This window comes from Yersinia pekkanenii (genome assembly GCF_001152565.1).
In the GTDB taxonomy this organism is placed as follows: Bacteria; Pseudomonadota; Gammaproteobacteria; order Enterobacterales; family Enterobacteriaceae; genus Yersinia; species Yersinia pekkanenii.
Map to the genome: position 1 here is coordinate 9,656 of NZ_CQAZ01000002.1, position 26,491 is coordinate 36,146.

Genomic DNA, 26,491 nt, shown 5'->3' on the forward strand with positions numbered 1-26,491 from the left:
CAGCCATTAGCGCGCCCGCATGATGCGCTGCGCTGCATTACCGCCATGCTGTTTCTCGATAGCCAGCGGCTGGTGCTGTGCATTGGATCACGGCGGCTGCCAGCCAGCGAGTGGTCGCGCGATCTACTGCTAAAACACCGGGAAGGCGCGGTGTGGTTGTGGGATCTCACCAGCCAGCAAGCGCGTTGTCTGGCCGACGGGCTGGGCTATCCGCAAGGGGTTACTCATGGTCGTCAAGCGGATACGCTGCTGGTGACGGAAAGTTGGCGTCATCGGGTGATTGAGCTGTCTCTGGCCCTGCCTGGCATCCGCGTGGTACTGGATAGTTTGCCTGCTTATCCGTCACGCATCGTCGCCAACCACGACGGCAATGGCTATTGGCTGAGCTGCTTTGCCCCACGCAACCGGCTGGTGGAGTTTATCTTACAGGAGAAAGCCTACCGGCTGGCGATGCTGGCTGAAGTGCTGCCGGAATTCTGGATTGCACCCGCTTATGCCTCTGGTCACAGTTTTCTCGAGCCGCTACAGTGCGGAGGGGTCAAAACCATGGGGGTGCATAAGCCTTGGTCGCCCAGCCGCTCGTGGGGGCTGGTGGTGCGACTGGATAAACAGGGGCAACCCATTGGCAGCTATCACAGCCGGGCAGATGGGCAACGGCACGGTGTGAACAGCGTATTGGATACCGGTCACGCGCTGTGGGTCGCGTCACGCGGCGGCGATGTACTGATTAATGTGCGCCAGGAGACACAGCATGCATGAGCTGCTGACCTTAGAAAATATCAGTAAACATTATCACGGTGCGCAGGCGCTGGATGAGGTGAGTTTCAGCCTACGTGCCGGTGAAGTCCATGCGCTACTCGGTGAGAACGGCGCGGGGAAATCGACGCTCAGCAAAATTATAGCGGGGGTGGTCACACCGGAGCACGGTGAACTGCGCTGGGAAGGCCGTCCTGTTAGTTTTACGTCCCCCGGCGAGGCGCGCAAACAGGGTATTGCCATGGTTTTTCAGGAAACCAGCCTGATCCCATCAATGACCGTAGCGCAGAATATCTGGCTGGGTGATGAGAAGACCTTTAACCGCCTGCGCGACGTCTATATTGCCGCACAACAGTTTCTGCAAACCCTTAGTTTCCCGGTTGATCCCACCGTGCAAGTCTTGACGCTGGGCGCGGCAAAACGACAAATGGTGGAGATTGCCCGCGCAGTGCGCCTAAAGGCCAAAGTGATCATTTTCGATGAACCGACCGCCACCTTAACACCCGAAGAAAAACGGCACTTTTTCGCCTTGGTGCGCCGCTTACAGAAACAGGGGATCACCCTGGTATTTATTAGTCACGCCATAGAAGAAGCACTGCAACTGGCCGATCGCATCACTATTCTGCGCGACGGCAAACATATTATTACCGACGAGGTGCAGGCTTTTAACCGTGAAAGCATTATTGCCCATATGGTGGGTCGAACAACAGATAGCGTCCCGGCGGCGGCAACGCGCACGCCGCGCCCTGCGGGAGTGAAAATCCTCAGTGTGCAGGATCTCTCGCGCGGCAATGTGGTACGCAATAACGCGTTTTCCCTTTACCGTGGCCAAATTACCGGCATTTTTGGTCTGGTGGGGTCGGGACGCACCGAGACCGCACGTATTATTGCTGGCATCGACAAGCGGGATTTTTCGCGTGGGGGCACTATTGAGCTTAACGGCCAGCCGGTGCGTTATCGTGTGCCGCGTCAGGCAATAAAAGAGGGCATCGTCTATGTGACCGAAGACCGTAAATTAGACGGTTTTTTCGAGATGGCAACCATTGCCGAGAATCTCTATGCCGGGTTGCTTGCCTCCCGCCAGCATCGTTCACCGTTGGTCAGCCGGCGGGCACAAGCGGCACTGGAGGAACAATGGCGGCGGCGGCTCAACATCCGCGCGCTCAATCGGCAAGAGCCAGTTGTGGCGCTGTCGGGCGGCAACCAGCAAAAGGTAGTGATCGGCAAAAGTCTGGTACAGCAGCCGCAACTGATCATCTTTGATGAACCGACACGCGGCGTGGATGTCGGTGCGATCGGCGAAATTCATCAATTGATTAACCAATTGGCGGATGACGGTCTGTCGGTGGTGGTGATCTCCTCCTATCTGCCGGAGATTCTGGCGCTGTCCGATCGTATTCTGGTGTCGCGGCAGGGGCGAATTGTTGAAGAGTTTACCGCCGGTCAGGCCGATGAAAAAAGAATCATGTACGCCGCAGTACATTAAGCGGCCAATTTCAGGAGAGCCAACATGGCCTTAGTGAACTATATCGATGAAGCACAGGCAGAACCGCGCGTTAAAGCGGTGTTTGACGACATTAAACAGACGCGGCAGGTGGAGACGATTAACAATTTCTGGCAGGCGCTGGCTAACGATCCCGCCGCGCTGGAGCGCACATGGTCGAGCCTGAAAGCGATTATGTCGCCTAATGGTGAGTTGGATCCGCTGACCAAAGAGCTGATTTACGTTGCAGTCTCAATCACCAACGGCTGTGATTACTGCACGGTGTCGCATCTGGCGGCGGCACGCAAGGCCGGACTCACTGTGGGTCAGCGCAACGAGCTGCTGGCGATTGTTGGCATGGCCAATGAAACCAACCGACTGGTGAAAGGATATCAGGTGGATATCGATCCGGCACTGCACAGCTACGCTGCAGGATTATAATCTCAAGTGCGGATTTTAGTTACGGCCTACCTGCAAGCCCAAGATCTTTGACGATAGCCTCATTACTATACGAACAGGTTAACTGTTATGACAGGCTGGATATCCATCCAGCCTTTTTTATGCTATAAACAGCCATTATGTTTATATCCTAATGTGGGTAAACGAGGAGAAAGTCAAGGTGATAGGGCGTCTCAGAGGTATCATTCTGGAAAAACAGCCACCGCTGGTGCTGTTGGAAACAAACGGTGTTGGCTATGAAGTCCAACTGCCAATGACCTGTTTTTATGAGCTACCCGACGTGGGGCAGGAAGCCATTATCTTTACCCAGTTTGTGGTGCGCGAAGATGCCCAGCTTTTGTACGGCTTTAATGATAAGCAGGAGCGGGCATTGTTCCGTGAACTGATTAAAGTTAATGGCGTCGGGCCGAAACTGGCGTTGGCCATTCTCTCCGGTATGTCTGCACAGCAATTTGTGGCGGCAGTTGAACGTGAAGAGATCACCACACTGGTAAAATTACCGGGTGTTGGCAAAAAAACGGCTGAGCGGCTGGTAGTCGAAATGAAAGATCGCTTTAAAGGTCTTAATGGTGATCTGTTCAATAATACCGGTGATATCCCGTTACCTACCAATTCGTCGCAACCATCGGATGCCGATACTGAAGCCGAAGCCGCTTCTGCACTGGTGGCCTTAGGTTATAAACCGCAGGAAGCCAGTCGTTTGGTGAGTAAAGTTGCCAAACCGGGCGCTGATTGTGAAACCCTGATCCGCGACGCTCTGCGTTCCGCATTATAGAGTGAGTCATAAAGGATGATTGAAGCAGACCGCCTGATCTCCGCAGGTGTTATCAATGAGGAAGAGAGCATTGATCGGGCTATCCGCCCTAAACTGTTGACTGAATATGTCGGGCAGCCCCATGTCCGTGAGCAAATGGAAATTTTCATTCAGGCGGCCAAACAGCGTGGCGATGCACTAGACCATGTGCTGATATTCGGCCCTCCAGGTTTGGGTAAAACCACATTGGCGAATATTATTGCCAATGAAATGGGGGTGAATCTGCGCACCACCTCCGGCCCGGTGTTAGAGAAAGCGGGTGATTTGGCGGCAATGCTGACCAATCTTGAACCACATGATGTGTTGTTCATTGATGAAATCCACCGCTTATCACCGGTAGTCGAAGAGATCCTTTACCCAGCAATGGAAGACTATCAACTGGATATCATGATTGGCGAAGGCCCTGCAGCACGTTCAATCAAACTTGATTTACCGCCCTTTACCCTCATTGGTGCCACTACTCGTGCGGGTTCGTTGACTTCCCCATTACGTGATAGGTTTGGTATTGTGCAGCGGCTGGAGTTTTATCAGGTAGCCGACTTAGAACACATTGTCGCGCGCAGTGCCAAATGCCTGGGGCTGGAGCTTACGGCTGAAGGGGCACATCAACTGGCGCGTCGTTCAAGAGGGACGCCACGTATCACCAACCGGTTACTGCGCCGTGTGCGGGACTTTGCCGAGGTTAGGGCTGATGGGGCTATTAACGGTGATGTGGCGATGAAAGCACTGGATATGCTTAATGTTGATGCCGAAGGATTTGACTTTATGGATCGTAAACTCTTACTGGCTGTTATCGATAAGTTTATGGGCGGTCCGGTGGGGCTGGATAATCTGGCGGCAGCGATTGGTGAAGAACGGGAAACGATTGAGGATGTTCTGGAGCCTTATCTAATCCAACAAGGCTTTATTCAGCGTACTCCCCGTGGGCGTATCGCCACCAATCATGCCTATAAACATTTTGGTATTACCCGCGAAGAGTAAACTGAGTTAATCAGAGCCGGTGCCAGCGGTGATTTTTATGGGGTTCATCAGGATACACTCCATTTAAAACCATTCGCCGGTTTAAGGCCATCCACTGGTTTAAGCTATCAGCCAGTTTAAAACTATCCACCAGTTTAAAACTATTCACCAGTTTAAAACTATCCGCGTGCTTTTTGTGACAGGCTTAGAATAAACATCGCAGCGGCACAAAGGACCACTGAAGGCCCGGCTGGGGTGTCATAGCAAGCAGAGAACATTAAACCGCCAGTGACGGCAATAATACCTATGCCGATAGCAATTCCGGCCATCTGTTCTGGTGTGCGGGCAAAACGGCGTGCAGCGGCAGCAGGAATTATTAGCAGTGAGGTGATAATCAGTGCACCAACAAACTTCATCGATAGCCCGATAGTCAGGGCAGTCACCAGCATTAACAACATCCGCACCCGCTCCAGATTAACCCCATCCACATGAGCCAATTCCGGGCTGACAGTCATTGACAGCAGCGCTCGCCATTGCCAGCACAACACGCCTAGAACCACAATCACGCCAGCCGCAATCAACCAAATATCACTCAGTGTCACGGAAAGCAGGTCACCAAACAGGTAGGCCATTAAATCGACCCGGACATTATGCATCAGGCTGACCACCACCAAACCCAATGATAATGCGCTATGAGCCATAATCCCCAGCAGGGTATCGACGGCTAACTGTGGGCGGCGTTCCAACCATACCAGAATCAAGGCTAACACCATGGTCATCACAATCACGGCATAAAACGGACTCACATTCAGCAGTAAACCGAATGCCACACCCAGTAAAGAGGCATGGGCAAGGGTATCGCCAAAATAGGACATCCGACGCCAGACGACAAAAGACCCCAGTGGGCCAGCCGCAGTTGCCAGCAATACACCGGCTAACCAGCCTGGCAGCAATAATTCAATCATGCGTCACGACTCCCACTGTTCTTCAAAATAATCTTTCCGTGCAAATCATGACGATGATTATGGTGATGACGATAAACCGCTAACTGCTCGGCTCCGCGAGGACCAAACATAGCAATAAATTCAGGATGAGTTGAAACAACTTCCGGTGCACCTGAGCAGCAGATATGTTGGTTAAGACATAATACTTCATCGGTTTTGGCCATCACTAAATGCAAGTCATGGGAAACCATCAGAACGGCACAGCCTAACTCTTTACGTAATTGCTCAATTAAGTCGTAAAGTGCCAGTTGCCCGTTAACGTCAACACCTTGCGTTGGTTCATCCAGCACTAGCAACTGTGGTTGATTCAGCAATGCTCGGGCCAGTAGCACACGTTGATTTTCACCGCCGGACAGTTTTTGCATGGGCATTTCTAATAAATGAGCGGCATGTACTCGCTTGAGTGCTGGCAGAATATCAGCCTTTTTGACCCCCGGTTTCAGCCGCATGAAACGGCTGACAGTGAGTGGCAAGGTGGCATCCAGATGGAGCTTTTGCGGAACATAACCAATACGCAAACCCGGCTCACGGACAAGCGTGCCTCCGGTGGGAGGGATCAGCCCCAACACCACACGGACCAATGTTGATTTACCTGCGCCATTTGGGCCAAGCAGGGTGAGAATTCTCCCCGGATGCAGAGATAGGGAAATATCATTCAGTACCCGCCGACTACCAAAAGTGACAGATATCTTATTTAAAGTTACCAATGTAGACATTATGATTACGTTTGCAGAACCGATTGAATGTTATAATATTACGCTTTATCCAACAAAACGTCGAGAATTCGTATTATGTTACATAAAAATAAATGGCTGAAGCGCGCAATGTTAGCCAGCGCAATTTTAGTCGCGAACCCATTTAATATTGCCTCTGCGGCGGTCGTTACATCAGTACGCCCGCTAGGTTTTATCGCTTCTGCTATTGCCGATGGTGTGTTGCCAACCGAAGTATTATTGCCCGATGGCGCATCACCACACGATTATGCGCTTCGTCCCTCGGATGTCCAGCGGTTACGCAGTGCTGAGTTGGTTATTTGGGTCGGGCCGGAAATGGAAGCATTCCTGTCAAAACCATTGGCGCAACTTTCTGATAATAAAAAGATTTCTCTGGCACAATTACCTTCAGTCATTCCTTTATTGATGAAGGGCGATGAACATGATGAGCAGGAAGGTGAAGAGGAAGGGCATGGCCATGATCATGCTAAAGATAATCACAGTGATGAGCACCAGCATGGTGAATACAATATGCATATTTGGTTGTCGCCAACCATAGCAAAACAATCAGCAATTGCTATTCACGACAGATTATTGGAACTTATGCCACAAAATAAGGACAAACTAGATGCAAACCTGCGCCGGTTCGAGGATCAACTCGCGCAAAATGAAAAAAATATTGCTACTATGCTACAGCCTGCCCAAGGTAAGGGATACTTCGTTTTTCATGATGCCTATGGCTATTTTGAAAAACACTTTGGCTTGAGCCCGTTAGGGTATTTTACAGTCAATCCCGAAATACAACCTGGTGCGCAGCGTTTACATCAAATTCGAACACAGTTGGTTGAGCACAAAGCGGTATGCGTTTTTGCTGAACCACAATTCAGGCCGGCCATCATTAATGCCGTTGCCAAAGGAACAAACGTGCGTTCAGGCACTTTGGATCCATTGGGTAGCGGCATAGTATTAGGCAAGGACAGCTATGTGAACTTTTTGTCTCAGCTGTCCAACCAATACGTGAGCTGCCTGAAGTAAGATTAAAAGGATACTCATAAGTGCAGCAGATAGTTCGAACTATCACCTTGGCGTATAACAATCTTCCTCGACCTCATCGCATCATGCTGGGGTCGTTGACTGTAATGACACTGGCCGTCGCTGTTTGGCGGCCTTTTGTTTATCACCCAGAGCATGATCCTGTTGCTAAAAGTGTGGTATTAGATACCAGCCAGACGCGTATTTTATTGCCGGAAGCCAGTGAACCCATCGATCAGCCAACCCCTGATGATGAAATTCCCCAAGACGAATTAGATGCCAAAGATGTCAGTGAAGCTGGCGTCCATGAATATGTTGTTTCAACCGGGGATACCCTTAGTACCATTCTGACTCAGTATGGTATCGACATCTCTGATGTTTCCTTGCTGGCGACGCAGAATCGCGACTTGCGTAATTTGAAGATCGGGCAGCAAATTTCCTGGACAGTCAATGAAACCGGTGATTTGCAACGTCTGACTTGGGAAGTTTCTCGTCGTGAAACACGCACTTATGACCGCGTTGGCAATAATTTTAAAGAAACTAAAGAGCTACAGAAGGGCGAGTGGAGCAACAAGGTTCTGACTGGCCGTCTTGATGGTAGCTTTGTTGCCAGCGCCAAGAAGGCCGGTTTGACCAATGCTGAGATTCGTGCGGTAACTAAAGCATTACAATGGCAGTTAGACTTTGGCAAACTGCGCAAAGGTGATCAGTTCTCGGTCTTGATGTCACGTGAAATTCTTGATGGTCGCAGTGAGCAAAGCCAGCTAATCGGGGTTCGTATGCGCTCCGCAGGTAAGGATTATTACGCCATTCGTGCCGATGACGGTAAGTTTTATGATCGTCAAGGTTCGGGTTTGGCCCGTGGTTTTATGCGTTTTCCTACCATGAAACAATTCCGTATATCGTCTAACTTTAACCCTCGCCGTCTTAACCCTGTGACCGGCCGTATTGCGCCGCACAAAGGTGTGGATTTCTCTATGCCAGTTGGGACACCCGTTCTGGCGGTGGGTGATGGTGAAGTGGTTATTGCAAAACGCAGTGGGGCTGCCGGTAACTATGTTGCCATCCGTCATGGTCGCCAATACACCACACGTTATATGCATTTGAAAAAGTTGCTGGTTAAGCCGGGGCAAAAAGTGAAGCGGGGTGATCGTATTGCCTTATCAGGTAACACGGGCCGTTCCACTGGCCCACATTTGCACTATGAATTCTGGATGAACCAGCAAGCTGTTAATCCATTGACCGCTAAGTTACCGCGTTCAGAAGGATTAAGTGGCAAAGATCGCAGTGAATATCTGGCTATTGCCAAGCAGGTTATTCCACAGTTACAACTGGATTAACCGCTATCCAGTTGCCGCTCTCTACTTGAGTGTTTATAGCCAAAGAAATTGAAGAGTTCTTCCATGCATAAAGAGAAAAACGACGCCGCTGGTTTCATTCCGGTATTTAAGACGTCCTTCCTACATCCGCGTTTTTGGGGAGTATGGCTAGGGACTGGGGTAATGGCGGCTATGGCTTATGTTCCACCAAAATTCCGTGATCCATTGCTGGCTGGAATAGGTCGCCTTGCCGGGAAATTTGCCAAAAGTGCCCGTCGTCGCGCCCGTATTAACCTTCTTTATTGCATGCCAGAACTGCCAGAAGCAGAACGTGAACATATTATCGATCAGATGTTCGCCACTGCGGCACAGCCGTTGATGATGATGGCCGAACTGTGCTTTCGTGATCCGAAGAAGGTGTTATCCCGTGTTCATTGGCATGGGTTGGATATCCTGGATGAGCTGCAACAGCAGGAGCGTAATGTCATTCTGTTGGTGCCTCACGCCTGGTCGATCGATATTCCGGCCATGCTGTTAGCCGAACAGGGCAAGCCGGTTGCAGGCATGTTCCATCATCAGCGTAATCCTTTAGTGGATTATTTATGGAATAGTGCACGTTTGCGGTTTGGTGGGCGTATCCATGCGCGTGACAGCGGTATCAAGCCCTTTATCAGTTCAGTTCGTCAGGGGTTCTGGGGCTACTATCTGCCCGATGAGGACTATGGTCCTGAGCAAAGTGAGTTTGTTGATTTCTTTGCTACCTATAAGGCGACATTACCGGCGGTGGGGCGCTTGATGAAGGTGTGCCGTGCGGCGATAGTGCCGATGTTCCCAGTTTATAATTATCGTGAACATCGCCTTGATATCTATATTCGTCCACCGATGGATGATCTGGCTGATGCGGATGACGCTTATATTGCCCGGCGTATGAACGAAGAGGTTGAGCTGTTGGTGAAACCTAATCCGGAACAATACACATGGATCCTTAAACTATTGAAAACCCGTAAAGAAGGTGAGATAGAGCCTTATGTTCGTAAGGATCTTTAATCGTAGCTATTACGATTGAATATAAAAAGCCCGCTATCAGCGGGCTTTTTGCGTTCAGCGACTTAAAAAAGATTATTCAACGCGAAGGATGCGGCTGGTATTGGTGGTGCCAATCGTCCCCATCACGTCGCCCTGAGTGACAATAACCAGATCGCCAGAAACCAGGAAGCCTTTATCTTTCAGTCGGTTGACCGCTTCGGTCGCCGCCAAAACACCATCTGTATGGAGATCGCAATAAACCGGGGTGACACCACGGTAGATAGCCGTCAGGTTTAAAGTATGGTCATGGCGAGACATCGCAAATATAGGTAAACCAGAGCTGATACGGGACATCATCAGTGCGGTGTTGCCTGATTCGGTCATCGCGATAATCGCGGTGATGCCTGTCAGATGGTTCGCCGCATACATGGTCGACATCGCGATAGCTTCTTCGATATTGTCGAATTGTACGTCAAGGCGGTGTTTAGACACATTGATGCTTGGGATCTTTTCCGCACCGAGGCAAACCCGCGCCATAGCGGCGACAGTTTCTGCCGGATACTGACCGGCGGCCGTTTCGGCTGACAGCATTACCGCATCAGTACCATCGAGTACGGCGTTGGCCACGTCCATCACTTCCGCGCGGGTTGGCATCGGATTGGTTATCATCGATTCCATCATCTGAGTCGCGGTGATCACGGCACGGTTAAGCTGACGGGCACGGCGAATCAGTTTTTTCTGAATCCCCACTAGCTCAGGATCACCAATTTCAACGCCCAGGTCACCACGAGCGACCATCACAACATCAGAGGCCAGAATGATATCATCCATGGCTTCATCTGTTGCTACCGCCTCAGCACGCTCAACTTTTGCTACAATTTGTGCATTACAGCCAGCATCACGCGCCAAACGACGGGCATAATTTAAATCTTCGCCAGTCCGCGGGAAAGAAACTGCCAGGAAATCCACACCAATTTTAGCGGCGGTAATAATATCAGCTTTGTCTTTTTCAGTTAGCGCTTCTGCGGAGAGGCCACCACCTAATTTGTTGATACCTTTGTTATTAGAGAGTGGGCCACCGACAGTCACTTCGGTGAAGACTTTCATGCCCTGAACTTCAATAACTTTTAACTGTACTCGACCGTCATCCAGCAACAAGATATCACCGGGAACCACATCAGCGGGCAAGCCTTTATAATCGATACCAACTTTGTCTTTATCGCCTTCGCCTTTTGCCATATTGGCATCCAGCAGGAATTTATCCTGTACGTTAAGGAATACTTTGCCTTCCTTAAAAGTCGATACCCGGATTTTAGGACCTTGTAAATCGCCAAGAATAGCCACATGACGCCCCAGTCTGGCGGCGATTTCACGGACTTTATTGGCCCGTAACTCATGATCTTCGGCGCTACCATGGGAAAAATTCAGGCGGACTACGTTCGCACCAGCAGCAATAATCTTTTCCAGATTATTGTCGCGGTCGGTAGCCGGCCCCAGTGTAGTAACAATCTTGGTCCTTCTGAGCCGTCTGGACATCTCTTACTCCGTTGACTGATGAAGCATGGTGTTGTTAAAACAGCGGATAATGAATCCGATGGTTAAATGTAAAAGCGACAAATTTTACGACGATATATTCACGACAATTCTGTCTTTGACGCTATTTTTCCTTGAGTATCCTTTATCTTGAGCCATCATTCACCGCTGTTGATGCGCGACGAACCTTTTTCAAAGCGGGACTCTTTCAGTGCGTCTTTGACTCGTTTCAGGTTATCCCTAAACTTTGTCCCTCGGCGTAAGGTGAAACCGGTTGCCAATACATCAATCAGTGTCAACTGGGCAATGCGGGATACCATTGGCATATAAACATCGGTATCTTCCGGCACATCCAGCAGCAGTGATAAGGTTGCTTCATTGGCCAGTGGCGTATCACGTGAGGTGATGGCAATCACCGTGGCATCGTTCTCACGCGCCAATTGCGCCAGCTCTACCAGGTTTTTTGTCCGGCCAGTATGGGATATCAATACCACCACATCACCTTCACTGGAATTCATACAACTCATCCGTTGCATCACGATATCATCGAAATAAATTACCGGAATATTGAAACGGAAGAATTTATTCATTGCATCATGGGCCACCGCGGCAGATGCGCCAAGGCCAAAGAACGAAATTTTTTTCGCTTGAGTCAATAAATCTACCGCCCGATTAATGGCAGCAATATCTAAATTGTTTTTCGCCATATCCAAACTGGCCATGGTCGATTCGAATATTTTACCTGTGTAAGCGGCTACACTATCATCTTCTTCTACATTGCGGTTCACATAAGGTGTGCCGTTAGCCAGACTTTGTGCTAAATGCAGTTTAAAATCAGGGAAACCCTTGGTATCCAGTCGCCGGCAAAAACGGTTCACCGTAGGTTCGCTGACGTTCGCCATTTTGGCGAGTGTCGCAATACTTGAATGGATGGCTGTTTGTGGGGAGGCGAGGATAACCTCGGCTACTTTCCTTTCTGATTTGCTCAGGAGTTCCAGATTATTTTGGATATTTTCCAGCGTATTCATATAACGAGAGCACCCATGGGTTTTGCCGATTTCATTTAAAGGAGAAATCTATGTCGGTTTAATGGAAATATACTACGAGCGGTAACCCGTTGGCAGTGGCATCTGGTTGGAAGTCGGCATTTTTCACCAGAATATGACCTGTGTCTAATTTTCATAATGGTAAATGGTTGTCAAAAACGTCATAAAATTACATTTTAAAGCGGCCCGGCCTGATTTGACGTGGTCTGGCACCCTGAAGGATGTTTTTTAACCTTTTTTGACTCGCTTTTATCCGGGTTTACTGGTGATAGTCAAAGAGAGTACATTAGTAATGTAAGAAAATTACAAATATCCTGCAACGAGGAGAATAATATGGCGGTAACTAATACAGCCCAGGTAGCCCAGGCGTGTGATCTGGTGATTTTCGGCGCTAAAGGCGACTTGGCTCGCCGCAAACTGCTGCCTTCACTTTACCAATTAGAGAAAGCGGGTCACATCCACCCAGATACTCGGATTATCGGCGTAGGCCGTGCCGATTGGGATAAAGACGCGTATATAGCCGTGGTAAAGGAAGCCCTCGATACCTTTATGAAAGAAAAACTGGATGATGAATTGTGGCAAAAGCTCAGTTCTCGTCTCGATTTCTGTTATTTGGATGTTAATGACAGCAAACACTTTGCCAAATTGGGCAAAATGCTGGATCAAAAGGCTCGCACCACCATTAACTATTTCGCCATGCCACCCAATACCTTTGGTGCAGTTTGTAAAGGATTGGGCGAAGCGGGGCTAAATAAAGAGCCGGCCCGTGTGGTGATGGAAAAACCATTGGGGACCAATTTAGCCTCTTCACGGGTAATTAATGATCAGGTCGCTGAATACTTTAACGAGTGTCAGGTTTACCGCATTGACCATTATTTAGGTAAAGAGACAGTACTGAATCTGTTAGCGCTGCGCTTTGCTAACTCACTGTTTGCATCCAACTGGGATAATCGCACCATTGACCATGTGCAGATTACCGTTGCTGAAGAAGTCGGCATCGAAGGGCGCTGGGGCTATTTTGATCAGGCCGGTCAGATGCGCGACATGGTTCAAAACCACTTGCTGCAAATCCTGACCATGATCGCCATGTCACCTCCGGCAGACTTGAGTACTGACCGTATCCGTGATGAGAAAGTGAAAGTGCTGCGTTCGCTGCGCCGTATTGATCATACCAATGTGCGCGAAACTACGGTGCGGGGTCAGTATACGGCTGGGTTTGTGCAGGGCAATAAAGTGCCAGGTTACCTGGAAGAGGAAGGGGCGAATAAGAGCAGCAACACTGAGACGTTTGTTTCTATCCGTGTCGATATCGATGACTGGCGCTGGGCCGGTGTGCCGTTTTATTTGAGAACCGGTAAACGCCTGCCAAGTAAATGCTCTGAAGTTGTCGTTTACTTTAAAAACCCTGCGCTGAATCTGTTCCGTGAGTCTTATCAGCAATTGCCACAAAACAAGCTGACTATTCGCCTGCAACCAGATGAAGGTATTGAAATTGAAGTGTTAAATAAGGTGCCGGGTCTGGAGCACAAACACCGCCTGCAAACGACCAAGCTTGATTTAAGCTTCTCTAAAACCTTTAACGAGCAGCATCTGGCTGATGCCTACGAGCGTCTGTTATTGGAAACCATGCGTGGTATTCAGGCTCTGTTTGTTCGCCGGGATGAGGTTGAGGAAGCCTGGAAATGGGTTGACTCCATTATGGACGCATGGGCGGCGGATAATGAAGCACCGAAGCCTTATCAATCAGGGACATGGGGCCCAGTAGCCTCCGTTGCCATGATCACCCGCGACGGTCGTTCATGGAACGAGTTCGAATAAATATCCGTCATACTTCAAGCTGCATGGGTGGTGGCTGCCTTCGCTCACCCCAGTGACTTACTTGTGTAAGCTCCTGGGGATTTGCTTAGTTGCCTCCTTCATGCAACTCGAATTATTTAGGATATAAACTGTTCAATTGCCCGATAACAGCGCCCACCCAGGCGTAATAATAAAGAGCTGTAAGCTAGCTCGCATTCTGATTCTTTATGGTAGGTGCAAAGCAGTGATGAATGTTCTGCATGCCATATTTCAACTGACACCTTCGGGTGAGTACATGCCAATCGGCATAAGTGGAGATAACAACTGATGAAAAGCTGGAAAACGAGCGCAGAGCAGATCATGACCGCAGGCCCGGTTGTCCCGGTGATTGTGATTAACAAGCTTGAGCAGGCAGTCCCGCTGGCAAAAGCTCTGGTGGCAGGCGGCGTTCGGGTGTTGGAAGTGACGTTACGTACCCCTTGTGCTGTCGACGCTATCCGTGCCATTGCAAAAGAAGTCCCTGAGGCGATTGTGGGCGCGGGTACCGTGCTTAATCCGCAGCAGTTGCTCGCCGTGGTTGAGGCGGGTGCTCAGTTTGCTATTAGCCCAGGGCTGACTGATGAGTTGCTCAAGGCCGCGACTGAAGGCTCTATTCCGTTGATCCCAGGGATCAGCACGGTTTCAGAACTTATGTTAGGCATGAGCTATGGCCTGCGTGAGTTTAAATTCTTCCCAGCGGAAGCGAATGGCGGCGTTAAAGCATTGCAAGCCATTGCTGGCCCGTTCTCACAAGTCCGTTTCTGCCCAACCGGCGGTATTACACCTAACAACTACCGCGATTATCTGGCGTTGAAAAGCGTATTGTGTATCGGTGGTTCATGGTTGGTTCCCGCGGATGCACTGGAAAATGGTGACTACGCTCGCATTACAGAATTAGCAAAACAAGCGGTAGCGGGTGCAACGGCATAAGCTGTTCTAACTCCCTGAACTGACGAGAGAATCAAGAATGTTCTCGTTGAATACTGAACCTCTGCCATGCAGGGGTTTTGTTTTTTATAATCACTAACTTATTATTTTTTAATCTCTTTTTTTAAACTATTTATCAAATTGATGGTTTGCTTTATAAAATTGACTGTGGTAAAAATAGGCTAGTTAATTATTCCATTTTGATGAGGGTTTTAGGCGTTTCACACTAGGTTTGGCAAATAAGTCGGTGGCTAAGGCGGGTGTGGCTAAAAAAAGAGAGATATTATGATTAAAATGAATGGAATTACTTTCAAACCTTCTACCTGCCAACTCTTCCTGTCAGCCATTCTGGCCAGTGAGCATCACTGGTGCAGCGAGCTATAGCGTCTTTCTTCTTCCATCTTAAATAAAAGTTTATACGCCAAGTGAGTTTCTATTTCTTACGGCCTACGGACGTCTGTTCTTTGTGAATAGGGCATCGAATTAGGATAACCGTAACAAATAGACCTTAGCGTGCGTTTATGCGTGTTAGGAGAAGAATGATGATTTATTGGATATTTTTAGCTTTAGCCATCGTAGCCGAAATTATAGGCACCTTATCAATGAAATACGCCAGCGTTAGTGGTGAGATGACCGGGCATGTCGTGATGTATTTTATGATAACCGGGTCTTATATCTTACTTGCATTAGCGGTCAAAAAAGTCGCATTGGGCGTGGCGTATGCGTTGTGGGAAGGGATTGGCATCCTGATTATTACCCTGTTTAGCGTAATGTGGTTTGATGAAAGCTTATCACCACTGAAAATAGCGGGTTTAGTAACATTGATCGGCGGTATTTTGTTCGTCAAATCAGGCACCCGTAAGCCGAAAAAACCGAATAGTGGTGATCAAGGCAATTCTACCCATGCATTGAAAAAACTGACAACTGGCCGTGCTGACGTTATGACTAAGTCAGGTGAGCATCATGCAACAGCTTGAGTTTTATCATATTGCGTTTCTAATTTTGGCCGTCATCCTTGAGATTATCGCCAATATACTGCTGAAAATGTCAGACGGTTTTCGTCGGGTATGGCTGGGTCTGCTGTCATTACTGTCAGTATTAGGTGCATTCAGCGCTTTGGCTCAAGCCGTAAAAGGGATTGAGTTATCGGTGGCTTATGCTTTATGGGGCGGTTTTGGTATTGCGGCAACCGTCGCTGCGGGTTGGATCTTATTTAATCAGCGTCTGAACTATAAAGGCTGGATTGGTCTGCTTTTACTGTTAGCCGGAATGGTGATGATTAAGCTGTCTTAATATCGCCTTCGTACTTGAAGTTGCAGGGGTGTTAGCTGCGCGCGCAAACCCGAATCACTTACCCGTGTAAGCTCATCGGGATTACTGAGCCTCATCCTTGAGGCTCACCCTACGGGCTAGCATAAATGCTGTTCAAATCGGTTACCGATCGATTTGTTGTTTGCTGGCTGCCTACCAGCAACGCCAATTACTTTGGCTATAGTTGTTATAGAAGCCTGCTAACAAGGAGCCGAAAACTAGATAGCCGCGATGATTTTGATTTCAACTTTATACTTCGGATTCATCAGCTTGGCTTCTACCGTACAGCGCACTGGCGCATTGCCATCAACCACCCAGGCATCCCAGGCTGCATTCATCGCCGCGAAGTCAGCACTGTCTGCCAAAAAGATGGTAGCGTCCAGAACACGGCTTTTATCTGAACCGAGTTGATGCAGCATTATATCAATCGCCGCCAGGGTATTTGCCGTCTGCGCTGTGGCATCGGCATCCAGATTTTCGGGTACGCTGGTGTAATAAATGGTGTCGTTATACACCACCGCATCTGACCAACGTTTTTCCGGATTAATTCGCTTAATACTCATTTTCACTCCAGTGTGTGAATGCCAATGTCAGTTGTTAGTATCAGGGTAGCATAGCTTGTGGCGAGAATGTGTAGTCGTGGGGCGATAGCCTTGGCATAATCACCGCTGATTTCGCCCGGAAGAGAAAGCGTGACAGACGATTTTGCAACAGACGGCGCTTTAGCGCAGGCCATTACCGGTTTTAACCCCCGTGAGTCTCAGCGCCAGATGGCTGCGGCAATCAGTGAATCTATTGATGCCAAGCAACAACTGGTCGTCGAGGCCGGTACCGGTACCGGTAAAACTTTTGCTTATTTAGCCCCGGCGTTGCGGGCGGATTGCAAAGTGATTATCTCCACCGGCTCCAAAGCCTTGCAGGATCAGCTCTATTCCCGTGATCTGCCCACGGTAGCTACCGCCCTAAAATATAAAGGGAAATTGGCGCTATTAAAAGGGCGTTCAAACTACCTTTGTCTGGAGCGTCTTGAGCAGCAATCACTGGCAGGTGGCGAGCTGGCCGGTGAGACACTGGTCGATTTAGTTCGCTTGCGCGGTTGGTCAACTGAAACAGTTGACGGCGATATCAGCACTTGTGGCCAGGTGGCAGAAGACAGCTTTGTCTGGCCGTTGGTCACCAGTACCAATGATAACTGTTTGGGCAGTGATTGCCCGTTGTATAAAGATTGTTTTGTGGTAAAAGCCCGCCGTAAGGCGATGGATGCCGATATCGTGGTGGTCAACCACCATCTGTTCCTGGCGGATATGGTGGTAAAAGAGAGCGGTTTTGCTGAATTGATCCCCACTGCCGATGTGATGATTTTCGATGAGGCCCATCAGATCCCGGATATTGCCAGCCAATACTTCGGCCAACAGCTAACCAGCAGGCAACTGTTGGATCTGGCAAAAGACATTATTATTGCTTATCGCACTGAAGTGTGTGATTCCGCACAATTGCAAAAAAGTGCCGACCGTCTGACACAAAGTACCCAAGATTTTCGTTTGGTGCTTGGCGACCCAGGCTATCGCGGCAATTTACGTGATGTTATGGAGCAACCGGCGATCCAACGGGCGCTATTATTGCTCGATGATGCGCTGGAGCTGTGCTATGACGTGATGAAACTTTCACTTGGCCGTTCTGCCATGCTGGATGCTGCTTTTGAACGTGCAACGGTGTATCGCAACCGCCTTAAGCGCTTAAAAGAGGTGACTACGCCCGGCTACAGTTATTGGTATGAGTGTAACTCACGTCATTTTGTACTGGCGCTAACGCCGCTTTCTGTTTCCGATCGTTTTCGCGAATTAATAGAAGAAAAGCCGGGGACCTGGATTTTCACCTCAGCTACGCTGTCGGTTAATGATCAATTGTCGCATTTCACTTCACGGCTGGGGCTGACCAACGCCAAAACGTTGCTGTTGCCCAGCCCGTTTGATTATGCCAATCAGGCATTGCTTTGTGTGCCGCGTAATCTACCGGCGGCTAATGAACCGGGTGCGGCACGCAAATTGGCGGTGATGCTAAAACCACTGATTGATGCCAATAAAGGGCGTTGTTTCTTCCTGTGCACTTCACATCAGATGATGCGAGGGCTGGCAGAGGAGTTTCGCGCTAGCATGACATTGCCGGTTTTGGTACAGGGCGAAACCAGTAAAGGGCAGCTTTTATCGCAGTTTGTGGCGGCGGGTAATGCGCTGTTAGTGGCCACCAGCAGTTTCTGGGAAGGGGTGGATGTGCGCGGTGATGCGTTATCTTGTGTCATCATCGACAAACTCCCCTTTACCTCACCGGACGACCCCTTACTGAAAGCGCGTATTGAGGATTGCCGTCTGCGTGGTGGTGACCCGTTTAATGATGTGCAATTACCCGATGCCGTTATCACCTTGAAACAAGGTGTGGGGCGTTTGATTCGTGATATTGATGATCGCGGTGTGCTGATTATCTGTGATAACCGGCTGGTGATGCGCCCCTATGGCGCGATGTTCCTCAATAGCCTGCCACCGGCACCGCGAACCAGAGATTTGGCGAAAGCCATCGCTTTTCTCAAGCAGCGCGATTAAGGGAAAAGCGAGGAGGGGTGTGCTATCATGCGCGCCCTATGTTGAATTCATACTCTTTTCCTGCCGAGGTTGGCATGTCCACGCGAATTTTAGCGATCGATACCGCAACAGAGGCTTGTTCTGTCGCACTCTGGAATAACGGCGAAGTTCAGGCGTTGTTTGAACTTTGCCCAAGGGAACACACCCAACGAATTTTACCGATGGTGCAACAGGTATTGGCTGAGTCAGGGTTATCACTTCAGCAACTCGATGCATTAGCCTTTGGCCGTGGCCCTGGTAGCTTTACCGGTGTCCGTATTGGTATCGGTATTGGTCAGGGGTTGGCATTGGGCGCTGACTTACCAATGATCGGTGTTTCCACTTTACAGACCATGGCTCAAGGGGCTTTTCGTCTCACTGGCGCGGGGCGCGTATTAGCCGCGATTGATGCCCGTATGGGGGAGGTCTATTGGGGGGCGTTTGAGCGTAACGCCGAAGGGCATTGGCTGGGTGAGATGACCGAGGCGGTGATGACACCGGAACAAGCGCTGGCAGGTGCTCAATCGTTGGGTTGTCATTGGGCCACAGTAGGTACCGGCTGGCAGACTTATCCTGATCTGATTAGCGCTAGTAATGTGGCACTGACTGACGGGCAAATAGTATTGCCACACGCAGAAGATATGTTGCCTCTGGCGTTGTCAGCATGGGCGAACGGGCAGGTTGTCTGTGTGGAAAATGCTGAGCCAGTGTATCTGCGCAATGAAGTGACTTGGAAAAAATTGCCGGGACGCTAGAACTTAGCAACTTATTATTGTAATTAGCGTCTAAAATATCAAGACAGCTATCTAATTTATAAGGAGTAGCAAGCGATGGCGATCAAGACGTCAAAAACTCAATCTATAAAATGTAGAAGCCGTAAATGGATGTCGGGTTGGCTGGGTTTAGGGGCTTTGTTACTTTCTGGTTGTGTGACGATCCCCCCCGCGATTCAAGGTACAACGGCGACACCACAGCAAAATCTTAATTTGGTCAGGACCTCACCGCAGGTATTTATCGGTCAGGAGGCGCGTTTCGGCGGCACGGTGATTAATGTGACCAACGAGCCGCATCGCACCCGGTTGGAGATTGCCAGCGTACCTTTGGATTCCGGTGCCCGGCCTATTTTAGGCGAACCCTCACAGGGGCGGCTGATTGCCTATATCAATGGTTTCCTTGAACCGGTTGATTTTCGTGGTCATTTGGTCACTGTTGTCGGGCCAATTGTCGGTGTGGAAGCGGGTAAAATTGGCATGACACCTTATAATTTTGTGGTGATCAACGCCACGGGTTACAAACGTTGGAATCTTGAACAACAAGTCATTATGCCACCTACCATGGGCCCTTGGGGGTATCATAACCCTGCAATGTGGGGGCCGGGATGGGGAGGGTGGTATAACCCAGGGCCAGCGCAGATACAAACTATTGTCACGGAATAGTGAGTTTGTGTCATAGCTTGTAGGCAATAAAGGGGATGGGATTAATCGAAAAGGGCGCTGATTTCAGCGCCTTTTTTTACCGCTATTTTACGCAGAGTTAGATATAAAAAGAATTTATAATCAAATGGTTACATTATTTTTATTGTGAAATTAAAATAAAGCTTTGATTTTATTGGTTTTTATTGGGTGAAGTTGGTCGGCCCGATTATTTTGGCAATCTCAGCACCAGAAAATAGTGACGCATATCTCAACCTCAACATTGTTTAAAAGCAAACTGGTAAGCTGAGTTAAAATTTTGTTAAAGTTCTGGTATGAATTCGCGACTTACTCTGGCGTTCAATAATAATTTAAGGAGTCCTACCTTGGAAAAAGTATGGCTAAAGCGTTATCCGGCGGATGTCCCAGCAGAGATTGACCCGGATCGCTATTCTTCTTTGGTGGAAATGTTTGAGAACGCCGCATTGCGCTATGCGGACCAACCTGCGTTCATCAATATGGGGGAGGTGCTCACCTTCCGTAAGTTGGAAGAGCGTAGCCGCGCGTTTGCCGCCTATTTGCAACAAGGTTTGGGGTTACAAAAAGGTGACCGTGTCGCATTGATGATGCCTAATCTGTTGCAATACCCTATCGCTTTGTTTGGTATTCTGCGCGCCGGTATGGTGGTGGTGAATGTTAACCCACTGTATACCCCGCGAGAGTTGGAGCATCAGCTCAATGATAGCGGCGCTGCGGCTATCATCATAGTTTCAAATTTTGCCCATACATTGGAAAAAATTGTCTTTAAAACCCAAGTCAAACATGTGATTTTAACCCGTATGGGTGATCAACTGTCGCCGGCAAAAGGGACACTGGTTAATTTTGTGGTGAAATACATCAAGCGACTGGTGCCGAAATACTATTTACCTGATGCTATTTCGTTCCGTTCCGTGCTGCAAAAAGGCCGTCGCCTGCAATATGTTAAGCCGGATGTCATCAATACTGACATGGCTTTTTTGCAATATACTGGCGGTACCACCGGTGTGGCGAAAGGAGCGATGTTGACACATCGAAATATGCAGTCGAACCTGGAGCAGGCGAAAGCGGCTTATGCGCCATTGCTGCAACCGGGTCGCGAGTTGGTGGTGACGGCGCTGCCCCTCTATCACATCTTTGCTTTAACCATGAACTGTTTGTTGTTTATCGAGTTGGGCGGGCGCAGTTTGTTGATAACCAATCCTCGTGATATTCCGGGAATGGTAAAAGAGCTAAGCCACTATCCATTTACCGCAATGACAGGCGTGAATACCTTATTTAATGCCCTGTTAAACAATGAAGAATTTACCAAGTTGGATTTTTCTTCCCTACGTCTTTCCGTTGGGGGCGGCATGCCGGTGCAGAAAGCCGTTGCTGAACGATGGGAAAAACTGACGGGTAAGCACTTGCTGGAAGGCTATGGTCTGACTGAGTGCTCACCGTTAGTCACTGGCAATCCTTATGATTTGAAACACTACAGTGGCAGTATTGGCCTGCCAGTGCCTTCTACGGATGTACGGCTGGTTGATGATGAGGGCAAAGATGTAGCATTAGGAGAACCGGGCGAACTATGGGTGCGTGGCCCGCAAGTTATGTTAGGCTATTGGCAGCGGCCAGAAGCTACCGATGAAGTTCTTAAAGATGGCTGGTTGGCAACGGGTGATATCGCGACACTTGATGAACAAGGCTTTCTGCGGATCGTTGATCGTAAAAAAGACATGATTCTGGTTTCTGGTTTTAACGTCTACCCCAATGAGGTTGAAGATGTGGTTGCGTTACACCCTAAAGTCCTGGAGTCTGCTGCGGTTGGGGTGCCTAACGAGGTCTCCGGTGAGACAGTAAAACTGTTTGTCGTGAAAAAAGATGCGTCACTGACACCTGAAGAGTTGCTAACCCATTGCCGACGCTACCTTACAGGGTATAAAGTACCAAGAATAATAGAGTTCCGTGACGAATTACCTAAATCGAATGTCGGTAAAATTCTGCGCAGGGAACTACGTGACGAACAAGTTAAGGCTAAGGGTTGCGATCAAGACGCGGCCTAACTTAACGGCGTCACCCCATCATCATCAACAACGCCGGTCATCACCGGCGTTGTTGTGTTTGTCATAGACTAACGACTATATAGAGAATGACGTTTTGAATTATCAGTTGATCATGACTAACAGTGCGTTGCAGCAGGTCTGCGAACAAGCCCGGGCACATACTCATGTTGCGCTGGATACCGAGTTTGTCAGAACACGCACCTACTACCCTCAGTTGGGCCTGATTCAACTGTATGACGGTGAACAACTTTCACTGATTGACCCATTGCCTATCACTGAATGGCAACCCTTTAGTGAGTTGTTGCAAGATTTGAATGTAGTGAAGTATCTGCATGCCGGTAGTGAAGATCTTGAGGTGTTTTTGAATGCCTTTGACAGAATGCCAACACCGATGATTGATACTCAGGTATTGGCGGCATTTTCTGGTCGCACGTTATCATGCGGTTTTGCCATGTTGGTTAATGAGTTTGAAGGGGTCGAGCTAGATAAAAGTGAATCGCGCACCGACTGGATTGCCCGCCCATTGAGTGAAAAGCAGTGCGATTATGCGGCAGCCGACGTGTTCTATCTATTACCTTTGGCGGCTAAATTAGTTGACGCTACCGACGCTGCAGGGCATATGGATGCGGCTATTGATGAATGCCAGCTACTGTGCCGCCGCCGTAGTGAGACACTTGACCCGCAACTGGCATACCGCGAAATTACCAATGCCTGGCAACTCCGTGGGTATCAACTGGCTTGTTTGCAGAAACTGGCTGAGTGGCGGCTGCGTCAGGCGCGTGAGCGTGATCTGGCGGTTAACTTCGTGGTGCGGGAAGAGAACCTCTGGCAAGTGGCCCGTTATCAGCCAACTTCATTGGGTGAACTGGATTCTCTGGGCCTGAGTGGGCAGGAGATTCGCTATCATGGGCGTACCTTGTTGGCGCTGGTGGCTGAGGGGAATGCTGTACCTGAGGATCAACTCCCACCACCGGTCATAAACTTGATTGACCAGCCCGGTTACAAGAAAGTCTTTAAAGATATTAAAGCGTTGATTCTGTCGGTCAGTGAGCGCAGCGGGCTTAGCAGCGAGTTACTGGCATCACGTCGACAAATAAACCAATTACTCAGTTGGCATTGGAAATTGAAGTTAACTGATAGTCAGCCTGAATTATTAAGCGGTTGGCGTGGTGATTTATTGTCCAGGGAATTGACCGAAATTTTACAGCAGTATTAATCAATATTCAGAGTGAGGGAACAAACTTCACTCTGAATGTTTCAGTTTTAATTCATCAGTACGTTATGGATAACTGAAATAGGGATTAAAACTTTTTTGTTTGAGCCTATTACTTGGGTGTAAATGGTTAACTGTTTCAATAAGACTGGATATATACACAGCCAACTGAAAGGAATTCCCCCCTGTAAATAAATACAGAGGGGAATTATTGCGAAGAAATCATTTAGGTGTTTCTTCCGTTTCCGGTAATGTCACGTTAAGTTCAAGTACCGAAATATCATCTCCTTTCTGCTCAAATTGTACATGCAGCATTTCAGGATCGATCTGGATATATTTACAAATAACCGCCAAAATATCGCGTTTCAAGTCAGGCAAATAATGGGGCTCACTGTCCCCACGACGACGCTCAGCGACGATAATTTGCAGCCGTTCCTTGGCTATATTGGCTGTCGGTTTTTTGCGGGACAGAAAAAAGTCTAACAAAGCCATGGTTTATCCCCCAAAAAGGCGTTTTAGGAAGCCCTTCTTCTCTTCTTCAATGAAGCGGAAGGGGCGTTCTTCTCCTAGCAAACGGTCAACGGTATCGTCATAAGCTTTACCGGCATCTGACTCTTTATCCAGAATCACAGGTTCGCCTTGGTTCGAGGCGCGCAGTACCGATTGATCTTCTGGAATAACGCCAACCAGTGGGATCCTCAGGATATCGAGGACATCTTCCATGCTAAGCATATCGCCGCGATTAACACGCCCTGGATTGTAACGGGTCAACAGCAGATGTTCTTTAATTGGTTCCTGGCCTCGTTCAGCCCGGCGTGACTTAGATGACAATATCCCAAGAATACGGTCTGAGTCACGAACTGAGGAAACTTCAGGGTTAGTGGTGATAACCGCTTCGTCAGCAAAATACAGGGCCATCAAGGCTCCGCTTTCGATACCGGCAGGGGAGTCACAGACCACAAACTCGAAATTCATTTCGCCAAGATCGTTTAAAATCTTTTCAACCCCTTCTTTGGTCAGGGCGTCTTTGTCTCGGGTCTGAGAGGCGGGCAAAATATACAAATTATCGGTACGCTTATCTTTTATTAATGCCTGGTTCAACGTGGCATCACCTTGAATAACATTAACAAAATCATAAACGACTCGGCGCTCACATCCCATAATCAAGTCTAGGTTACGCAGACCGATATCGAAATCGATCACGACGGTTTTTTTACCTTTTTGGGCCAAACCGGTGGCGATAGCCGCGCTTGATGTGGTCTTGCCGACGCCCCCTTTACCCGATGTAACAACAATAATGCGTGCCATGAAATGGATTCCTTGTCAAAAGGGCTTAATTTAAAGGTTGTATAGTTAATGCGTTATCCAGCAGATGCAGACGCGCGGCCTGACCAAAATAGCCGCTCGGGATCTGATCACTTAACCAGTATTGCCCTGCGATAGAGACTAGTTCAGCACCCAGATGCGTGCAAAAAATTTGGCATTGGGCGTCACCTGATGCACCTGCTAGCGCACGGCCTCGCATCATTCCATAGATATGAATATTGCCATCGGCAATTAATTCAGCGCCGGCACTGACACTGCTAATAACAATCAAATCGCAATTACGGGCATAAATCTGTTGGCCGGAACGGACAGGCGTGTTGATGATGCGTGTTTGGGTAGGAACGTTTTCCGGCGGGCTGGTAACTGGCTCGGGTGCCATTTTCTGGCCTTTGCCTTCACTCAGTAACGGTAACCCTGCTCGTGCTATCGCCCGTTTTTGACGCTCATCCTGACAACCACTGATGCCAACAATACGCAGACCCGCTGAAGTGACAGCCTGTTGGATATCTTTCCAGTTTGCACCGTTAGGTAACGTTGCAACGTTAATCACAACCGGGGCGTTTTTCAGGAAAGCGGGGGCTTGGTCCACCTTTTCCTGCAATGCCTGACGGATTACCTCCGGTCTTGAATCATGTAAATGAATGACCGACAGGGTAAAACTACTGCCTTTTAACTCGATTGGCGATTGTGACATCTATCCTGACTCAGTTTCAGCTACGTTTAATCCCCAGAATATCATTCGGGGGTACAATATTCTGATGTTCCCAAGCATGTTATAGGTAATATAAAAATAAATCTATCCGTATCAATATATTGAAATCTTAAGGTCACAATGACTCCAGTCTGACAAGAAATTACAGCATAACTTCCGCTTATTCGCTAGCCCCAGAGCCTCTATATTGGCTTGTTATCACTGCTGTTCTTGAGTTGTGTATTTTTTCAACAATTTGATTTGCTTCATCTCGGGTTACGTTCACCCATAAAAGACATTGTTTTTTATCGAATGTGGTGATTTTTTTATCACGCAGAGTGGTTTTTTATAAAATAGAGTAATAGCTCTCCCGTATTATCACTTTTAAGGTGATGAAATAGAGTGGTTGAAGGCTGTTATTATCGGATATTCGAAATACCTTGGCGTATTATTTCAGAAAATTCTCACTCAGTTGTTGGCAAATCCTGAGATCCCGTAAGTGTCGTATAGCCTGGCGTGTTATAATACCCAACTAATTATGCAGTCTTATTATTGAATTCATCAAATAGAGTCCAGAACATGCTTTGTGCTATCTATAGAAGCCCGAAACGGGATCAGACTTACCTTTATATTGAAAAGAAAGATGATTTTTCTAGCGTCCCGGCTGAGTTACTCGCCAGCTTTGGCAAGCCGCAATTTGCCATGCTACTTTCATTAAATGAACGTAAGACCTTAGCGACTGCCGATATTGAGAAGGTGAAACACGCGCTGGTTGATCAGGGTTTTTATCTGCAAGTCCCGCCGCCGCCTGAAAGTTTGTTGAAAATGCATTTGGGCGAAAGCAAAGCATCAGTTTGATTTTTAATTAAAACTGCCTGCCTTTGTGGCATCCATTGTGATAATAAATAGGATGTTACGGTATCAAACTCAACTT

26 protein-coding genes are annotated in these 26,491 nt (G+C 48.5%); 18 read left to right on the forward strand and 8 right to left on the reverse strand.

Annotated elements, in window-relative coordinates; genetic code table 11:
• The 5 genes from AEP37_RS01010 to ruvB form a co-directional block, all read left to right on the forward strand.
• Positions 1 to 759 (forward strand): hypothetical protein (locus tag AEP37_RS01010; protein ID WP_049609002.1); only part of this gene is annotated, 759 nt, incomplete at its 5' end.
• Complete coding sequence (locus tag AEP37_RS01015) at positions 752 to 2,242, forward strand: sugar ABC transporter ATP-binding protein (RefSeq protein WP_049608516.1); 1,491 nt, start codon at positions 752 to 754, stop codon at positions 2,240 to 2,242. The genes AEP37_RS01010 and AEP37_RS01015, both read left to right, overlap by 8 nt.
• Positions 2,243 to 2,266: 24 nt before the next feature.
• Complete coding sequence (locus AEP37_RS01020) at positions 2,267 to 2,680, forward strand: carboxymuconolactone decarboxylase family protein (RefSeq protein ID WP_049608518.1); 414 nt, start codon at positions 2,267 to 2,269, stop codon at positions 2,678 to 2,680.
• A 178-nt stretch (positions 2,681 to 2,858) separates the two neighbouring features.
• A complete protein-coding gene (gene ruvA / locus AEP37_RS01025) occupies positions 2,859 to 3,473 on the forward strand; it encodes a Holliday junction branch migration protein RuvA (RefSeq protein ID WP_049608522.1) in 615 nt (204 codons plus the stop codon).
• Between the two features lie 15 nt (positions 3,474 to 3,488).
• A complete protein-coding gene (gene ruvB / locus AEP37_RS01030) occupies positions 3,489 to 4,493 on the forward strand; it encodes a Holliday junction branch migration DNA helicase RuvB (RefSeq protein ID WP_049608523.1) in 1,005 nt (334 codons plus the stop codon).
• 158 nt (positions 4,494 to 4,651) lie between these two features.
• On the opposite strand, the gene znuB is transcribed toward ruvB, so the two are convergent.
• On the reverse strand, positions 4,652 to 5,437 hold the full coding sequence (gene znuB / locus AEP37_RS01035) for a zinc ABC transporter permease subunit ZnuB (RefSeq protein ID WP_049608526.1): 786 nt from the start codon (positions 5,435 to 5,437) through the stop codon (positions 4,652 to 4,654).
• Entirely contained in the window at positions 5,434 to 6,192 is a 759-nt protein-coding gene (gene znuC, locus AEP37_RS01040) for a zinc ABC transporter ATP-binding protein ZnuC (RefSeq protein WP_049608529.1), read from the reverse strand. Before znuC ends, znuB begins: the two co-directional genes overlap by 4 nt.
• Positions 6,193 to 6,267: 75 nt before the next feature.
• On the opposite strand from znuC, the gene znuA reads away from it, so the two are divergent.
• From znuA to lpxM, 3 genes are all read left to right on the forward strand, one after another.
• The gene (znuA, locus tag AEP37_RS01045) at positions 6,268 to 7,224 is read left to right on the forward strand and encodes a zinc ABC transporter substrate-binding protein ZnuA (RefSeq protein ID WP_049608532.1); all 957 of its coding nucleotides are present in this window, start codon (positions 6,268 to 6,270) and stop codon (positions 7,222 to 7,224) included.
• Between the two features lie 20 nt (positions 7,225 to 7,244).
• On the forward strand, positions 7,245 to 8,561 hold the full coding sequence (gene mepM, locus AEP37_RS01050) for a murein DD-endopeptidase MepM (protein ID WP_049608535.1): 1,317 nt from the start codon (positions 7,245 to 7,247) through the stop codon (positions 8,559 to 8,561).
• A 63-nt stretch (positions 8,562 to 8,624) separates the two neighbouring features.
• Positions 8,625 to 9,587: a lauroyl-Kdo(2)-lipid IV(A) myristoyltransferase gene (gene lpxM, locus AEP37_RS01055; RefSeq protein ID WP_049608538.1), complete on the forward strand. Its 963-nt coding sequence runs from the start codon at positions 8,625 to 8,627 to the stop codon at positions 9,585 to 9,587.
• Between the two features lie 72 nt (positions 9,588 to 9,659).
• Here the strand turns inward: lpxM and pyk are convergent, their stop codons facing one another.
• Positions 9,660 to 11,102 carry a pyruvate kinase gene (pyk, locus tag AEP37_RS01060; protein WP_049608541.1) on the reverse strand — a complete coding sequence of 481 codons (1,443 nt, stop codon included), beginning with the start codon at positions 11,100 to 11,102 and terminating at the stop codon, positions 9,660 to 9,662.
• Between the two features lie 155 nt (positions 11,103 to 11,257).
• On the reverse strand, positions 11,258 to 12,127 hold the full coding sequence (locus tag AEP37_RS01065) for a MurR/RpiR family transcriptional regulator (RefSeq protein ID WP_049608545.1): 870 nt from the start codon (positions 12,125 to 12,127) through the stop codon (positions 11,258 to 11,260).
• A 351-nt stretch (positions 12,128 to 12,478) separates the two neighbouring features.
• Here AEP37_RS01065 and zwf point away from each other — a divergent pair, with 351 nt between their 5' ends.
• The 4 genes from zwf to mdtI all read left to right on the forward strand — a co-directional run bounded on the left by zwf (position 12,479) and on the right by mdtI (position 16,201).
• Positions 12,479 to 13,963 (forward strand): glucose-6-phosphate dehydrogenase, encoded by a 1,485-nt coding sequence (gene zwf, locus AEP37_RS01070; RefSeq protein ID WP_049608547.1) that lies wholly within the window; start codon positions 12,479 to 12,481, stop codon positions 13,961 to 13,963.
• A 306-nt stretch (positions 13,964 to 14,269) separates the two neighbouring features.
• Complete coding sequence (locus AEP37_RS01075; RefSeq protein WP_049608550.1) at positions 14,270 to 14,911, forward strand: bifunctional 4-hydroxy-2-oxoglutarate aldolase/2-dehydro-3-deoxy-phosphogluconate aldolase; 642 nt, start codon at positions 14,270 to 14,272, stop codon at positions 14,909 to 14,911.
• A gap of 539 nt (positions 14,912 to 15,450) precedes the next feature.
• A complete protein-coding gene (gene mdtJ / locus AEP37_RS01080) occupies positions 15,451 to 15,885 on the forward strand; it encodes a multidrug/spermidine efflux SMR transporter subunit MdtJ (RefSeq protein ID WP_049608553.1) in 435 nt (144 codons plus the stop codon).
• On the forward strand, positions 15,872 to 16,201 hold the full coding sequence (gene mdtI / locus AEP37_RS01085; protein WP_049608556.1) for a multidrug/spermidine efflux SMR transporter subunit MdtI: 330 nt from the start codon (positions 15,872 to 15,874) through the stop codon (positions 16,199 to 16,201). The genes mdtJ and mdtI overlap by 14 nt, the downstream gene beginning before the upstream one ends.
• A gap of 236 nt (positions 16,202 to 16,437) precedes the next feature.
• Here mdtI and AEP37_RS01090 read toward each other — a convergent pair whose 3' ends face one another.
• Entirely contained in the window at positions 16,438 to 16,782 is a 345-nt protein-coding gene (locus AEP37_RS01090; protein ID WP_049608559.1) for a RidA family protein, read from the reverse strand.
• A gap of 129 nt (positions 16,783 to 16,911) precedes the next feature.
• On the opposite strand from AEP37_RS01090, the gene AEP37_RS01095 reads away from it, so the two are divergent.
• The 5 genes from AEP37_RS01095 to rnd all read left to right on the forward strand — a co-directional run bounded on the left by AEP37_RS01095 (position 16,912) and on the right by rnd (position 23,543).
• Complete coding sequence (locus AEP37_RS01095) at positions 16,912 to 18,816, forward strand: ATP-dependent DNA helicase (RefSeq protein WP_049608561.1); 1,905 nt, start codon at positions 16,912 to 16,914, stop codon at positions 18,814 to 18,816.
• A 74-nt stretch (positions 18,817 to 18,890) separates the two neighbouring features.
• On the forward strand, positions 18,891 to 19,589 hold the full coding sequence (tsaB, locus tag AEP37_RS01100) for a tRNA (adenosine(37)-N6)-threonylcarbamoyltransferase complex dimerization subunit type 1 TsaB (protein WP_049608959.1): 699 nt from the start codon (positions 18,891 to 18,893) through the stop codon (positions 19,587 to 19,589).
• Positions 19,590 to 19,664: 75 nt separating this feature from the next.
• Complete coding sequence (locus AEP37_RS01105; protein WP_049608563.1) at positions 19,665 to 20,270, forward strand: Slp family lipoprotein; 606 nt, start codon at positions 19,665 to 19,667, stop codon at positions 20,268 to 20,270.
• A gap of 362 nt (positions 20,271 to 20,632) precedes the next feature.
• A complete protein-coding gene (gene fadD, locus AEP37_RS01110) occupies positions 20,633 to 22,327 on the forward strand; it encodes a long-chain-fatty-acid--CoA ligase FadD (RefSeq protein WP_049608566.1) in 1,695 nt (564 codons plus the stop codon).
• Between the two features lie 94 nt (positions 22,328 to 22,421).
• On the forward strand, positions 22,422 to 23,543 hold the full coding sequence (gene rnd / locus AEP37_RS01115) for a ribonuclease D (RefSeq protein ID WP_049608568.1): 1,122 nt from the start codon (positions 22,422 to 22,424) through the stop codon (positions 23,541 to 23,543).
• 219 nt (positions 23,544 to 23,762) lie between these two features.
• On the opposite strand, the gene minE is transcribed toward rnd, so the two are convergent.
• Genes minE through minC form a run of 3 tightly spaced genes read right to left on the reverse strand, consistent with a single transcriptional unit; the run spans position 23,763 to position 25,560 of the window.
• Positions 23,763 to 24,032 (reverse strand): cell division topological specificity factor MinE, encoded by a 270-nt coding sequence (gene minE / locus AEP37_RS01120; RefSeq protein ID WP_002211180.1) that lies wholly within the window; start codon positions 24,030 to 24,032, stop codon positions 23,763 to 23,765.
• 3 nt (positions 24,033 to 24,035) lie between these two features.
• On the reverse strand, positions 24,036 to 24,848 hold the full coding sequence (minD, locus tag AEP37_RS01125; RefSeq protein ID WP_004390679.1) for a septum site-determining protein MinD: 813 nt from the start codon (positions 24,846 to 24,848) through the stop codon (positions 24,036 to 24,038).
• Positions 24,849 to 24,873: 25 nt separating this feature from the next.
• Complete coding sequence (gene minC / locus AEP37_RS01130) at positions 24,874 to 25,560, reverse strand: septum site-determining protein MinC (protein WP_049608573.1); 687 nt, start codon at positions 25,558 to 25,560, stop codon at positions 24,874 to 24,876.
• Positions 25,561 to 26,136: 576 nt separating this feature from the next.
• On the opposite strand from minC, the gene AEP37_RS01135 reads away from it, so the two are divergent.
• Positions 26,137 to 26,415: a YcgL domain-containing protein gene (locus tag AEP37_RS01135; protein WP_049608576.1), complete on the forward strand. Its 279-nt coding sequence runs from the start codon at positions 26,137 to 26,139 to the stop codon at positions 26,413 to 26,415.
• Positions 26,416 to 26,491: the final 76 nt, after the last annotated feature.